The 13,383-nt window shown below is 65.5% G+C and carries 10 protein-coding genes; 5 read left to right on the top strand and 5 right to left on the bottom strand.

Features of this window, described 5'->3' with window-relative positions:
- The first annotated feature begins 123 nt into the window (after nt 1–123).
- Both E4L98_RS25275 and E4L98_RS25270 read left to right on the top strand, forming a co-directional pair.
- A complete protein-coding gene (locus E4L98_RS25275; protein ID WP_135204292.1) occupies nt 124–741 on the top strand; it encodes an SCO family protein in 618 nt (205 codons plus the stop codon).
- Nucleotides 738–1,166, top strand: coding sequence for a copper chaperone PCu(A)C (locus E4L98_RS25270; protein WP_135204291.1), 429 nt, complete (start codon nt 738–740; stop codon nt 1,164–1,166). Before E4L98_RS25275 ends, E4L98_RS25270 begins: the two co-directional genes overlap by 4 nt.
- A gap of 8 nt (nt 1,167–1,174) precedes the next feature.
- On the opposite strand, the gene E4L98_RS25265 is transcribed toward E4L98_RS25270, so the two are convergent.
- On the bottom strand, nt 1,175–1,696 hold the full coding sequence (locus E4L98_RS25265) for a hypothetical protein (RefSeq protein ID WP_135204290.1): 522 nt from the start codon (nt 1,694–1,696) through the stop codon (nt 1,175–1,177).
- A gap of 137 nt (nt 1,697–1,833) precedes the next feature.
- Here E4L98_RS25265 and E4L98_RS25260 point away from each other — a divergent pair, with 137 nt between their 5' ends.
- Complete coding sequence (locus E4L98_RS25260; RefSeq protein WP_135204289.1) at nt 1,834–2,460, top strand: hydrolase; 627 nt, start codon at nt 1,834–1,836, stop codon at nt 2,458–2,460.
- Between the two features lie 31 nt (nt 2,461–2,491).
- On the opposite strand, the gene E4L98_RS25255 is transcribed toward E4L98_RS25260, so the two are convergent.
- Nucleotides 2,492–4,723 carry an NADP-dependent isocitrate dehydrogenase gene (locus E4L98_RS25255; protein ID WP_135204288.1) on the bottom strand — a complete coding sequence of 744 codons (2,232 nt, stop codon included), beginning with the start codon at nt 4,721–4,723 and terminating at the stop codon, nt 2,492–2,494.
- A 257-nt stretch (nt 4,724–4,980) separates the two neighbouring features.
- On the opposite strand from E4L98_RS25255, the gene E4L98_RS25250 reads away from it, so the two are divergent.
- Both E4L98_RS25250 and E4L98_RS25245 read left to right on the top strand, forming a co-directional pair.
- A complete protein-coding gene (locus tag E4L98_RS25250) occupies nt 4,981–6,351 on the top strand; it encodes an MFS transporter (RefSeq protein ID WP_135204287.1) in 1,371 nt (456 codons plus the stop codon).
- A gap of 119 nt (nt 6,352–6,470) precedes the next feature.
- Nucleotides 6,471–8,621: a hybrid sensor histidine kinase/response regulator gene (locus tag E4L98_RS25245; RefSeq protein WP_229257562.1), complete on the top strand. Its 2,151-nt coding sequence runs from the start codon at nt 6,471–6,473 to the stop codon at nt 8,619–8,621.
- On the opposite strand, the gene E4L98_RS25240 is transcribed toward E4L98_RS25245, so the two are convergent.
- The 3 genes from E4L98_RS25240 to E4L98_RS25230 are packed head-to-tail and all read right to left on the bottom strand — an operon-like array spanning nt 8,602 to nt 13,353.
- On the bottom strand, nt 8,602–9,525 hold the full coding sequence (locus E4L98_RS25240) for a hypothetical protein (RefSeq protein ID WP_135204285.1): 924 nt from the start codon (nt 9,523–9,525) through the stop codon (nt 8,602–8,604). The genes E4L98_RS25245 and E4L98_RS25240 overlap by 20 nt on opposite strands.
- A gap of 48 nt (nt 9,526–9,573) precedes the next feature.
- Nucleotides 9,574–12,789 carry a DEAD/DEAH box helicase gene (locus E4L98_RS25235; RefSeq protein WP_135204284.1) on the bottom strand — a complete coding sequence of 1,072 codons (3,216 nt, stop codon included), beginning with the start codon at nt 12,787–12,789 and terminating at the stop codon, nt 9,574–9,576.
- Nucleotides 12,790–12,792: 3 nt separating this feature from the next.
- On the bottom strand, nt 12,793–13,353 hold the full coding sequence (locus tag E4L98_RS25230; protein WP_135204283.1) for a thymidine kinase: 561 nt from the start codon (nt 13,351–13,353) through the stop codon (nt 12,793–12,795).
- Nucleotides 13,354–13,383: the final 30 nt, after the last annotated feature.

Genomic DNA, 13,383 nt, shown 5'->3' with positions numbered 1-13,383 from the left:
CAGCAAGCCGCCTGGACCAGCGCGCAACCGCGCGCGCCGCCTGCCCGCGCCTGATTCCGCACAGTTGCACGTGGGCGCCGCAGCGCGCCCCGTGCCTACCCCATCCGTTTTCACAGGATCACCATGCAACGCCGTTCATTCATCACTACGCTGGCCGGGTTGACGCTGGCCGCCTCCACCGCACAGGCCGCCGCCGGCTTCAACGCCATCGACATCACCGGCAGCACCATCGGCCCGGACTACAAACTGACGTATGCCGACGGCAAGCCGGCCTCGCTGCGCGACTTCCGCGGCAAAGTCGTCATGCTGTTCTTCGGCTACACCCAATGCCCGGACGTCTGCCCGACCACCCTCGCCCGCGCAGTGGAAATCAAGCGCCTGCTGGGCGCCGACGCCGACAAGCTGCAAGTGGTATTCATGACCGTCGACCCCGAGCGCGACACCGGAGCGCTGCTGAGCGAATACATGCGCGCCTTCGACCCGACCTTCGTCGCCGTGCGCGGCACTGCCGAACAGACCGCCAGGACCGCCAAGGATTTCAAGGTCTTCTACCGCAAGGTACCGAGCGGCAGCTCGTACAGCATGGACCACACCGCCATCACCTACGTGTTCGACGCCAGCGGCAAAATCCGTCTCGGCTTCAAGCACGACGCCACCGCCCAGCAATGCGCCGACGATTTGCGTCTGCTGCTGCATCCCCCTAAAAAAGACCAAGGCATACTGAAAGGACTGTTCCAATGAAAAAACTGCTCTCCCTGCTGCTGCTGGCCGCGCTGCCTGCACTCGCCCAGGTCACCGTCAGCGAACCGTGGGTACGCGCCACCGTCGCCGCGCAAAAAGCCACCGGCGCCTTCATGACCCTGACCTCGACGCAAGCGGCGAAGCTGGTGGCGGTCAGCTCGCCGGCGGCCGGCGCGGTCGAAGTTCACGAAATGAAAATGGACAACGACATGATGCGCATGCGCCAGGTGCCGGCGCTGGACCTGCCGGCCGGCCAGCCCATCAAGCTGGCACCCGGCGGCTACCACCTGATGCTGCTGAACCTGAAGCAACCGCTGAAGGACGGCGACAAAGTGCCGCTGACACTGGAAATCGAAGACGCGCACAAAGTACGCAGCAAAGTCGAAGTCGAAGCGCCAGTCAAACCGCTGACCGCCGCGCACTAAAAAAAGTCTTACAGCAGCCACCAAAGGCAGGCGGCAATCAGCAGGTAGGGCCAGGATTGCAGCGCGATTTTCCAGTCGGCGCTCGACGGCCAGAATGCCAAAAACTGTGGCGCGACGGCAAACGCCAGCGCGATGTCGACCCACTGGAAGTTCAGGCCGCTCCGGGTACGCCACCAGGCCACCGCGAACGGCAGCAGCACCACCACGAATGGCGCCAGCGCCGACGGCGCGGCGTTGTACCAGCGGACGTTGGTCAGGTGTACCGAACCCAGTTCCCACCCTTGCTTGATGCGCCGAGGTTTCACTGTGAAAGCCGCCGGCCGCGCGCCGGTCAGCGTACCGGCAATCAGGTGCGCCAGTTCGTGCGAGATGGTTCCCGCCAATCTGAACAGCAAAAAGAAGGGGTGCCGCACCGCCAGGGCGCGGATCAGCAGCGCCAGCAGTACGGAGGGCGCAAGGTAGATCAGCATGTCGCGATGGCTGCATAACCACGCCGGCGCCCACACGCTGCATTCGAACAGGCTGTTCATGGCGGCATCCTCGCATGCCGTGGCGGCGCCGTCAATTCTGTGCCTTATGAGGGAGGCGCCGCTTGCCAGTTCAAGGGATTTGCCGCCGCGCCGGGCTGCCTACAATCCGCCATCATCCCCAACCTGCGAGAATCATCATGCAAGATTTACTGACTCCTCAAAACTGTGCCCTGGTGCTGCTCGACCAGCAGGCCGGCCTGCAATTCGGCGTGCAATCGATGGAGCGCCAGACGCTGCTCAACAATTCGGTGGCGCTGCTGGAAACCGCCCTCGCCTTTGCGCTGCCGACCGTGATCAGCACGTCGGCTAGCAAGGTCTACAGCGGCCCGCTGCTGCCCGACCTGCACGCGCTGGCGCCCGAGCATCCGGTGCTGGAACGCCGCAACATGAATGCCTGGGAAGACGACGCGGTGCGCGCGGCGATCGAAGCCACCGGCCGCAAGAAGCTGCTGTTCTCCGGCATGCTGACCGAAGCCTGCATCAGCTTCGCGGTACTGAGCGCGCTCGAAGCCGGTCATGAATGCTATGTAGTGGGCGACGCCTGCGGCGGCCTGACGCTTGCCGGCCACGATCTGGCGCTGCAGCGCATGGCCGGCAAAGGCGCGCAGATGACCAGCTGGCTGCAGGTGCTGCTGGAGCTGCAGCGCGACTGGACCCGCCGCGAGACCTATGACGCGGCGCGCGCGGTGATCGAGAAAAACGGCGGCGGCTACGGCGTGGGATTGCGCTACGCGCGCCAGATGCTGACGCCGCCGTCGGCATGAAAAAAGGGCAGCTTCGCGCTGCCCTTTTGTATTACGCCGCCTCGATGATGGCGTTCAGCGTCGCGCTAGGACGCATCACTTCCGCCGTCTTGACCGGATCAGGGTAGTAGTAACCGCCGATGTCCTTGGCCTGGCCTTGCACGCTGTTCAGCTCGTCAACGATCTTGGTTTCGTTTTCCGACAGGGCCTTGGCGATCGGCGCGAACTTGGCGGCCAGTTCCGCATCTTCGCTCTGCGCCGCCAGCGCCTGCGCCCAGTACAGCGACAGGTAGAAGTGGCTGCCACGGTTGTCCAGCTCGCCGGTGCGCGACGATGGCGACTTGCTGTTGTCCAGCAGCTTGCCGGTGGCGTCGTCCAGGGTCTTGGCCAGGATCTTGGCCTTGGCGTTGCCGTTCTTGATGCCCAGCTCTTCCAGCGACACGGCCAGCGCCAGGAATTCACCCAGCGAATCCCAACGCAGGTGGTTTTCTTCCACCAGCTGCTTGACGTGCTTCGGTGCCGAACCGCCGGCGCCGGTTTCGTACATGCCGCCACCGGCCATCAGCGGCACGATCGACAGCATCTTGGCCGAGGTGCCCAGTTCCAGGATCGGGAACAGATCGGTCAGGTAGTCGCGCAGGATGTTGCCGGTCACCGAGATGGTGTCCAGGCCGCGCGAGACGCGCTCCAGGGTGTAACGCATGGCGCGCACTTGCGACATGATCTGGATGTCCAGGCCGCTGGTGTCGTGGTCCTTCAGGTAGGTCTGCACCTTCTTGATCACTTCGTTTTCGTGCGGACGGTACGGGTCCAGCCAGAACACGGCCGGCATGCCCGAATTGCGCGCGCGGGTCACGGCCAGCTTGACCCAGTCGCGGATCGGCGCATCCTTCACCTGGCACATGCGCCAGATGTCGCCCTGCTCCACGGTCTGGGTCAGCAGCACTTCGCCGGTTTCCAGGTCGGTGATGTTGGCGATGCCGCCTTCCGCCACTTCGAAGGTCTTGTCGTGCGAGCCGTATTCCTCGGCCTGCTGCGCCATCAGGCCGACGTTCGGCACGGTGCCCATGGTGGTCGGGTCGAAGTTGCCGTGCCATTTGCAGAAGTTGATCATCTCCTGGTAGATGCGGGCGAAGGTCGATTCCGGCATCACGGCCTTGACGTCGGCGGTGCGGCCATCGGCGCCCCACATCTTGCCGCCGATGCGGATCATGGCCGGCATCGAGGCGTCGACGATGATGTCGTTCGGCGAGTGGAAGTTGGTGATGCCCTTGGCCGAGTCGACCATGGCCAGCTTCGGACGGTGCTCGTGGCAGGCGTGCAGGTCTTTCAGGATCTCATCCTTTTGCGAGGCCGGCAGCTTTTCGATTTTCTCGTACAGGTTGACCATGCCGTTGTTGACGTTCACGCCCAGTTCTTCGAACACCTTGGCGTGCTTCTCGAACGCGTCCTTGTAGAAGATGCGCACGCAGTGGCCGAACACGATCGGGTGCGACACCTTCATCATGGTGGCTTTCACGTGCAGCGAGAACATCACGCCGGTCTTGTAGGCGTCGTCGATTTCCTTCTCGTAGAACTCCAGCAGCGCTTTCTTGCTCATGAACATGGAGTCGATGATCTCGCCGGCCTGCAGCGCGACCTTGGGTTTCAGCACGATAGTCTTGCCCGAGGGGGTGATCAGTTCCATCTTGACATTGCGCGCCTTGTCCAGGGTCATGGACTTCTCGCCGTGGTAGAAGTCGCCATGGTGCATGTGCGACACGTGGGTGCGCGATGCCTGGCTCCATTCGCCCATCGAGTGCGGGTGCTTGCGCGCGTATTCCTTCACCGCTTTCGGTGCGCGACGGTCCGAGTTGCCTTCGCGCAGAACCGGGTTCACGGCCGAGCCGATGCACTTGCTGTAACGCGCTTTCAGCGCCTTGTCTTCGTCGGTCTTCGGATCTTCAGGGAAGTCCGGCAGCTTGTAGCCCTTGCCTTGCAGTTCGCGGATCGCCGCTTGCAGCTGCGCCACCGAGGCCGAAATGTTCGGCAGCTTGATGATGTTGGCTTCCGGCTTGAGCGTCAGGGCGCCCAGCGCGGCCAGGTTGTTCGGTACTTTTTGCTCGTCGGTCAGGAACTCGGGGAACTCGGCCAGCACGCGCGCCGCGACCGAGATGTCGCTGGACACCACGTCCACGCCGGCCGGGGCGGTGAACTTCTTGATGATGGGCAGCAGGGAATACGTCGCCAGCAGTGGGGCTTCGTCAGTCAGCGTGTAGATGATTTGTGGATTATTTGTTGCCATGTTCATTCCCTCGTAAACGATCGGTGCTTAAAGTTAATACCGCCCGTTATTTTAAACTGTTGCACCGGTGTTTGTGCAAACGATGCCATAGTGTATAAAAAACATCTGGTTGTCTGACAACTACGACCAGGGCGTCACCCGGTCATCTGCTTAAGAATCAGCCAGTTAAACGTTTACTCATGAAATATCTGCAGACATGCAGTTGTATGATGTCTGATATCTGGATATGATCGGCGGACCAATAGTTAGGAGACTGTATGACTACCCAAGCACCACCCGCAAGCGGCGCCACGCGTGTCCGCTGGCTGATCCTGGCAATCCTGTTTGCCGTCACCACCATTAACTATGCCGATCGCGCCACCATCGCGATCGCCGGCCCCGAACTCAAAAAGATGCTGGGCCTGTCTCCGGTACAAATGGGCTTCGTCTTCTCGGCCTTTGCCTGGTCCTACGTGCTGGCGCAATTGCCGGGCGGCTGGCTGCTCGACCGCTTCGGCTCCAAGATCACCTATTTCTTCAGCATCTTCCTGTGGTCGGTGTTCACCATGTTCATGGGCGGCGTCGGCTTTTTCACCGGCGCCACCGCGGTGGCCGTGCTGTTCACGCTGCGCCTGCTGATCGGCGCGGCGGAAGCGCCCTCCTTCCCCGGCAACTCGCGCATCGCCTCGGCCTGGTTCCCGACCGCCGAACGCGGCACGGCGGCCGCCATCTTCAACTCGGCCCAATATTTCGCCACCGTGCTGTTCGCGCCCATCATGGGCTGGCTGGTGCACAGCTTCGGCTGGCAGAGCGTGTTCTTCGTCATGGGCGGCCTGGGCGTGATCATGGCCTTCATCTGGCTGAAAACCGTCTACGGCCCCAAGGATCACCCGCGCGCCAACGCCGCCGAGATCGCCTACATCGAAGCCGGCGGCGCACTGGTCGACCTGGAAACCAAGAACAAGGCGGTCGCCGCCACCCAGCTCGACACCTGGGCCTGCATTCGCCAGCTGCTGGGCAACCGCATGCTGCTGGGCGTGTACATCGGCCAGTACTGCATCAACACCCTGACCTATTTCTTCCTGACCTGGTTCCCGGTCTACCTGGTGCAGGAGCGCCACATGACGATCCTGAAGGCCGGCTTCGTGGCCGCGCTGCCGGCGGTGGCGGGCTTCCTCGGCGGCGTGCTGGGCGGCGTGATTTCGGACCGCCTGATCAAGTCGGGCCGCACGCTGTCGGCGGCGCGCAAGATCCCCATCGTCGGCGGCATGCTGCTGTCCACCACCATGATCATCTGTAACTACGTCGAGGCCGACTGGGTGGTGATCCTGGTGATGTCGCTGGCCTTCTTCGGCAAGGGCATAGGCGCGCTGGGCTGGGCAGTGGTGGCGGACACCTCGCCCAGGGAAGCGGGCGGCATGAGCGGCGCGCTGTTCAACACCTTCGGCAACACCGCCGGCATCACCACCCCGATCGTGATCGGCTACATCCTCGAAGCCACCGGTTCCTTCGCCGGCGCCCTGGTGTTCGTCGGCGCCAACGCGCTGGTGACCATCCTGTGCTACCTGCTGATGGTCGGCGAGATCAAGCGTTTCGAGTTCAAGACGCCGGTGATGCGCAACATCGATCAGGACCGCAGCGCCGCTTAATTCCGCAAGCGGGCCGCACAAGGGGCAATCTTCAGGCAAAATTGGCGGTTTCCAATTTTTGTTTCCTGAATATGCCTCCTCGGCCACGGCTCCAGTTTTCCCTGCGGTATCTCCTGATCATGCTGACCGCGATCGGACTGCTGCCGCTGGCCATCCTTGGTGCGTGGAGCATCCACACCGCCGGTCAGTACCGCGAGCGCGAACAGGAACGCTGGATGCTGGACCTGGCGCGCGCCTTGTCCAGCGCCACCGACGCCGAGCTCGACAACGCGGTTTCCATGCTGGTGACGCTTGGCACCACGCCGGCTTTCCAGCAAAACGACCTGCGCGCCTTCCACCAGGTGGCGCGCACGGCGGTCCAGACCCAGCCCGACTGGCTGGGTATCATCCTCACCGACGCCGGCGGCCGGGTGCTGTTGCGCACCATGGACGCATACGGCGCGCCGCCGCCGCCGCCGGTCGATCCCGCCAGCCTGCGCCAGGTGCTGAGCACACGCCAGCCGGTCGCCGGCCATATCACGCGCGGGCCGGGCGGCCGCCCCGCCTTTCCGGTGCGCATCCCGGTGCGTGACGCCAGGGACAAGGTTTATGTGCTGAGCGCCGTGATCGCGCCGGACCGCATGCTGCGGTTGATCGAGCGCCAGAAAGTGCCGTTCGACGCCGTGATCGCGGTGCGCGATGGCGCGCGCTCGGTGGTCGCGCGCTCCAAAAACCAGGCCGGCCTGGTCGGCGCACCGCCCAGCCCTTCCCTGCTGGCGCTGATGCGGGCGGCCGGTCCGGAAGGCTTCGGCACCGCCATCACCACCGAAGGCAAGGAGACCGCCACCGCGTACACCACGCTGTCGCGCTACGGCTGGGCGATCGTCGTCGGCCGTCCGGCCGCGCAGCTGCATGGCGCCGCGCTCGAACGCATGGGCGTATTCGGCGCCGGCATCGTGCTGTCGCTGCTGGGCTGCATGGGCCTGGCCTCGCTGCTGGCCAACCGGCTGCTGACCACGGTCCGCGCGCTGCAGCAGAACGCCGCCGCGCTGGGCTCGGGCGCGCCGCTGGCGCTGGCGCCGTCGCCGATCACGGAAATCGACATGATCAGCCATGCGCTGGAACTCGCCGAAGGCCAGCGCACCGCGCAGGAACGCGAACGCGCGCAGCTGCTCGATTCGCTGAACCGGGCGCTGGCCAGCCACCAGGCCGCGCTGGCCGAAGCGCGCCAGGCCGGCCGCGCCAAGGATGAATTCCTGGCGGTGCTGGGCCACGAGCTGCGCAATCCGCTGAGCCCCATCGTCACCTCGCTCGACCTGCTGGACTTCCGCGACGAGCCGACCAGCCGCAAGGAGCGCGCCGTGATGCGGCGCCAGGTCAGCCATCTGCGGCGCCTGGTGGATGATCTCCTGGACGTCTCGCGCATCACCTCGGGCAAGCTGCAGCTGGATGCGCGGCCGATCAACCTTGCCGAGGTGGTGCGGCACGCGGTGGCGGCGGCGCCGGGACCGGGCCTGCGCCTGACAGCGCCGGTCGCCGTCTGGGTGCATGGCGACGACAGCCGCCTGACCCAGGTGCTGAACAACCTGCTGTCCAACGCCGCGCGCTTCGGCAGCAGCGCCACCCAGGTCACGCTGGGCGCGGACGAAACGCACGCGCGGCTGCTGGTCAGCGACAATGGCATCGGCATGAGCGAAGAACTGATGACGCGCGTGTTCGAGCCGTTCCAACAGGCGCCGCAATCGCTGGCGCGCCGCACCGGCGGGCTGGGACTGGGCCTGGCCATCGTCCGCAAGATCGTTGAACTGCACGGCGGCCAGGTGACGGCGCGCAGTGACGGCGCGGGCGCGGGCAGCCAGTTCGAAGTAGTGCTGCCGCTGTGTGCCGCGCCGAGCGCCACCGCCCCGGCCGCGGCGGCGGTGGACACGTCCGGCCTGCAGATCCTGCTGGTCGACGACAACGTCGACGCCGCCATCGCCGGTGCCGCGCTGCTGGAGCTGCTGGGCCACGAGGTACGCGTCGCCCACAGCGCCGCCGACGCCTTGCTGGCCGCGCGCCAGCGCCTGCCGCAGGTGGCCATCCTCGACATCGGCCTGCCGGACCTGGACGGCTACGCGCTGGCCGCCGCCATGCGCGAACTGGCCGGCGCGGCGCCGCTGCGGCTGGTGGCCCTGACCGGCTACGGCCAGAAGGACGATGTCGCCCGCGCCTACGCCGCCCGCTTCGACATGCACCTGACCAAGCCGGCCAGCCTGCCCGACCTGCAGCGTGCTACCGCGCCGCTGCAGTGACGGCGGCGAAGCTGCTGGCGTGCGAAAAACCGTGGTGCTCGAGGATCGCGATTAATTCGTCCGGCGCGCCGCCCAGTCGCAGGTTGTCGGCGATCCAGCCGTGCCAGTCCGGCGTCACCACCCGCTCCTCTTCGGCCAGCTCGACGCCCATGATGATACGGGCCAGCAGCGCGTTGATGCGCCGGGTGTCGATCAGGTGCTGCACCACCGTGTGGCCCGAATATGGGTAAGGATACAGCGTGCAGTTGCCCATCAGCGCCAGCCGGTGCGCGTGCATGGCATCGAGGTTGACGGCTTCCTTCGTATTGTCGGCATCCGGCTTGGTGCCGAACAGGAGGTGGATATCCGGCAGCGCGCCGGCGCGGGAAAGCCCCAGCGCCTGCAGGTCGTAATAGCGCGATGGCGGCGGCTTCGCGGCCAGGTCGCGTATCACCGACAGCCAGCGGCGCTCGTGATACAGCAAGGCCTGCGCCGGATCGAGGAAGGACAGCGGCCCGAAAGCCAGCACCTGGTCCGCCTCCAGCAGCAGGCCATACATCAGCGCCGCGTAGGCGCCCATCGACTGGCCGATGGTGATCACTTTGGCGGGCCGGATCGCATCGATCAGCGCGCGCAGGCTGGCCGCCGTTTCATCGGGATGAGCGCCCAGCCCATCGACCCGGCGGTGATACCAGCTGTTGCCCGAATCGCGTACCAGAATCTTGTTGATATGCCGGCCGCTGAGCTGTTCCAGCTTCTTCAGGCGGCCATAAAAATCGAAGTCCGGCCGCGTTTCCCACGAAACGAAGCCGAACGCGATCACCAGGATGTCGCCGGCAACGACGCGGTCGACCAGCACGTCGTCGGTGCTGGTCTTGACGCGGCGGTTATCCAGCGGCGGCAGGTCGGCAATGGAGAGGGACATGACGCCAGCCTACCGCACTGTCGCCGCAGCGTCCACCATTTGCTGTGGTCAGCCCGGTACCGCCTGCGCCAGCCTGGCGCCGAACGTGGTGTCGCTCCAGGCCTGGCGGTTGCCGATCACGTACAGCCGCCGCTTGGCGCGGGTCACCGCGACGTTGACGATGTTGGGCGTGGTCGCCGCCCAGGAACGCGCACCCGGCGTTTTGCCGCCCAGGATGAAGACCACCGACTCGCTCTCCTTGCCCTGGAAGGTGTGCACCGTGCCGACGTGGGATTTCAGCCAGTCGTCGACCGTCTCGTCCTCCACGCCGTCGGCCCAGCGTTCGACGTGCTCGCGCAACAGCGCCTGCATTTCCTCGGCCACCGATTTGAACGGCGATATCAGATACAGCTCCGGCAATTCATCCTTGGCGTCGCACCAGCCCTGCTGCGCGTAGGCGATCACGATGTCGAGCGCCTTGCGGCCCTCTTCCGGATTGAAGTGCTCCTCGAATTCGCCGGCCGTGACATCGATCCAACGCGAAGGCCCGAGCAGCGGCCGCGCCAGCGAAGCCTGTTCCTCGTCGCGCGGATCGGGGCCGAACACCATCTTGTTGTTGTAGGCGATAGCGTTGGAGACGCTGAACATCGGATCGACGCAACGGCGGTGCACGCGCAGCGGCGAGCCGACCCACAGTTCCGAACCGTCGTACTGGCGCACCTGCGCGCCGTACCGGTTGGCGCGGTCGGCCAGATGCTGCGCCGAATAGCTTGTCAGCTGATGCGCCTCGGACGCCTGGTGGAACTTCAGGATTTCGTAATCCAGCTTGCGGTCCATATTGATCACCGGCTCCACCTGCAGCGGATCGCCGACGACCAGCGCCCGCCGCGCGCGCCAGATGGCGCCCAGCGCATGGGACGGCACGGCTTGTCCAGCCTCGTCGATCAGCAGCAGACCGATCTCACCCTCGCCCAGATCGCGGAAGCAGCGCGCCACCGAGGCAAAGGTGCTGGACACCACCGGCACCACCAGGAAGAACGTGGCCCACAGGTGGCGCGCGATCAGCGGCAGATGCTGCTGGACGTGCGCCTCGCCGGACAGCATGGCCAGCGCCAGCCTGAAACTGGTGGCGAACGGCTTGCCCGCCGCCTTGATGAACGCCTGGTGCAGCGCCAGCCCGGCGATGAACACCTCGGCGCGGGCGCGCTGCAAAGCATCGTTGGTGCGCGGCAGCGCCTTTTGTTGTTGGTCCGCCGGCAGCGCGGCGAATTCGGCCGGGTCGAATGCGGCCGGTCCCAGCTCGGCGCGCAGGCGCGCCAGCTGCGCTTCCAGCGCGGCCGCTTCACGCTCCAGCCGTGCCGCCAGCGCGGCCGCATCCTGCTCCGCGCGCTGCAGCGTTGCCAGTTCCGCCTGCCGCTCCGACTGCGTGCGCTTGTTGGCGGCACGCGTTGCGCGCAACTGCAGATAGTCGCTGGCCAGCTCCGCGCGCTGGCGCCCCGCTTCGGCGTGCGCGCCGCGGTTGAACAGATAGGCCAGCAACAACCGCCACCACGGCCAGTCACGGGCCAGTTGGTTGCGCTCGGACAGGTTGACCTGCAAATCGCTGTCCAGCCGCGCGGCATCGGCATCCAGCTGCTCCAGCGCCGCCTGGCATTGTCCGCGCTGCCCGGCGGCCGTTTCCAGTGCCGCCCGCGCCACCGCCAACGCTTGCCGGGCCGACTGGCAGGCCGGCAGCGCCGCGTCGAAGGCGGCGACGCGCTCCTGTATCGCCGTCACGCGCGCGATGGCGTCGGCGAAGCGGGCGCGCGCGCGGCTCCAGTCCAGGCGCTCGGTCGGCAACTGGTCCAGCATGTTCTCGATGCCGTTGTCGGCGAAAACGCCAAGCTGGTCGGCCACGTGGCCACGGTTGCTCTTCTTGCCCAGCGGCGCGGAAATCAAGCCCCAGCAACGCAGGCCATCATCGTCACCGCCGGCCGGCGCAGCCTCGTCGTCATCCGGCGCCGGCTCGTCGCCGTTATCGCCCCGTGAGGTCTTGCCGCCCAACACGGCCTGCGCGGTGGCGGCAAAATAGTCGAAGTCCTGGCCGTCCAGCTGCAGCGGCTGCGGCCAGACCTTGTCCATGTTGGGCAGGTCGCGGGTGATGTTTTCCACCGCCTTGTTGTTCGCGCTGGCGACCACGATGCCGGCGTCGAGCAGCGCTTCATCGAGAAAATAGCTGGGGCCCGTGTAAATCTTGCCGCCCTTGTTGGGCGGATAAGTGATGGTGACCGGGGATTTGCCGAATGCCTGCTCCGGCACGTCGTAACGCGCCAGCACCTCGGCGCGCTGCACGATGCGCGCCGCAATCACGTCCATCAGCAAGGTGGTCTTGCCGGTGCCGGGCGGGCCGTTCACCGAGAAGATACCGCCATCGGCCAGCGTGCGCAGCGCCGTATTGACCGCCACCTGCTGCATCAGGAACAGCGGGAATTTGCTGGGCCAGCGGCCGGGCGGAAAATGATCGGCCCGCAGCAACGCATCCACCACCGGCGGTTGCGTGACATCGATGCGATCTTGCCCGCCACCGGCGCCATCGAGATATGCCTGCACCTGCGACGCGCAGGCGCCACTGCCCGCCATCCCATCGCTGATGCGCTGCAGGTCGTCGACGTAGAAGGAATTGATCGGGTCCATTTCCGGCGGCTTGCGCAGCGGCTTGCCCTTGGCGCTCACCAGCGGCACGCGGTGGATGCAGATCTGCTCGGTCGCCATCAGCTCGCGCGGCTGCCAAGCTAGTTCGCCGACCAGGAATTCGATCACCTGCTGGAACCAGGCACCGTCGGCCACGCCGGACCCGGTATCGGATTGGACGTTGGCGATCTTCTCCTTCAGCGCCTGCAATACCAGTGGCGCGCTGACCGGGCGCCCGAACTTCTTGCTGGCGAAGGCGGCGGAAAAGGCCGCCAGCTGCAGGGTGGCGATGGCGGGACGGCCGTCGGCGCCGACTTCCATCGCGCACAAAAACGTCTTGCCGGTCCTCTTGCGCTGGTGATTACCGCCCGGATCGGGCTGCGCGCTGGTGCGGAACAATTCGAACAGCTCCGTTTCCAGCACCTGCTTCTGCACCAGCGCGAAATACACGAAGTATTTGTGGTCCTGCACCAGCGGCTGCCCGGTCTTCTGCCACGGCAGCGGGTCGCTGTAGCGCAGCGTGTAGTGGCGGCGCTTGCGCGGGCTGGGAATGTCCGGATACGTCAGCGCATCGACGTCCAGCCAGTAGCGCAGCGTGTTGGCGTGGGCGGCCACGGCTTAGTGCGTGTCGGAATAGAAGCAGCGGCCGCAGGCCTGACGGTAGCTTTCGTTGCCGCCGATGCTGATCTGCTCACCTTCCTTGATGCGCTTGCCATCGGCATCGACACGGATGTTCATGGTCGCCTTCTTGCCGCAGCTGCAGATGTTCTTGATTTCCTCGATGTCGTCGGCCAGCGCCAGCAGGTAGGCCGAGCCGGGAAACGGTTCGCCCAGGAAGTCGGAACGCAGGCCGTAGGTGATCACCGGAATGCCGCGCACCTGCGCCAGCTGGTGCAGCTGGCGGACCTGCTCGCGCGACAGGAATTGCGCCTCGTCGATCAGCAGGCAGGCGACCTTGGTATCGATCTTGTCGAGGAAATTGGTCTGCGCGTCGAACACCTCGGTCTCGCGCTGCGGTCCCAGGCGCGAAGTCACCTTGCCGACGCCATAGCGATTGTCGATCGCCGCGGTGAACAGGCGCACTCGCTGGCCCTGCTCTTCATAGTTGTGCGCCACTTGCAGCATGGCGGTGGATTTGCCTGCGTTCATCGCAGAGTATCGGAAATAGAGCTTTGCCACTGACAGCCTCTTATCGGTAAGAGCGCCATT

It is taken from the genome of Duganella callida, assembly GCF_004614165.1.
Lineage (GTDB): Bacteria > Pseudomonadota > Gammaproteobacteria > Burkholderiales > Burkholderiaceae_D > Rugamonas > Rugamonas callida.
Note: the sequence above shows the minus strand (reverse complement) of the source record. Positions and strands in the feature narration are given on the sequence as shown.

Excerpts from the sequence above, each read along its gene's own strand:
- E4L98_RS25275 (WP_135204292.1), top strand. The coding sequence starts at position 124 with ATGCAACGCCGTTCATTCATCACTACGCTGGCCGGGTTGACGCTGGCC.
- E4L98_RS25270 (WP_135204291.1), top strand. The coding sequence starts at position 738 with ATGAAAAAACTGCTCTCCCTGCTGCTGCTGGCCGCGCTGCCTGCACTC.
- E4L98_RS25265 (WP_135204290.1), bottom strand. The coding sequence starts at position 1,696 with ATGAACAGCCTGTTCGAATGCAGCGTGTGGGCGCCGGCGTGGTTATGC.
- E4L98_RS25260 (WP_135204289.1), top strand. The coding sequence starts at position 1,834 with ATGCAAGATTTACTGACTCCTCAAAACTGTGCCCTGGTGCTGCTCGAC.
- E4L98_RS25255 (WP_135204288.1), bottom strand. The coding sequence starts at position 4,723 with ATGGCAACAAATAATCCACAAATCATCTACACGCTGACTGACGAAGCC.
- E4L98_RS25250 (WP_135204287.1), top strand. The coding sequence starts at position 4,981 with ATGACTACCCAAGCACCACCCGCAAGCGGCGCCACGCGTGTCCGCTGG.
- E4L98_RS25245 (WP_229257562.1), top strand. The coding sequence starts at position 6,471 with ATGCTGACCGCGATCGGACTGCTGCCGCTGGCCATCCTTGGTGCGTGG.
- E4L98_RS25240 (WP_135204285.1), bottom strand. The coding sequence starts at position 9,525 with ATGTCCCTCTCCATTGCCGACCTGCCGCCGCTGGATAACCGCCGCGTC.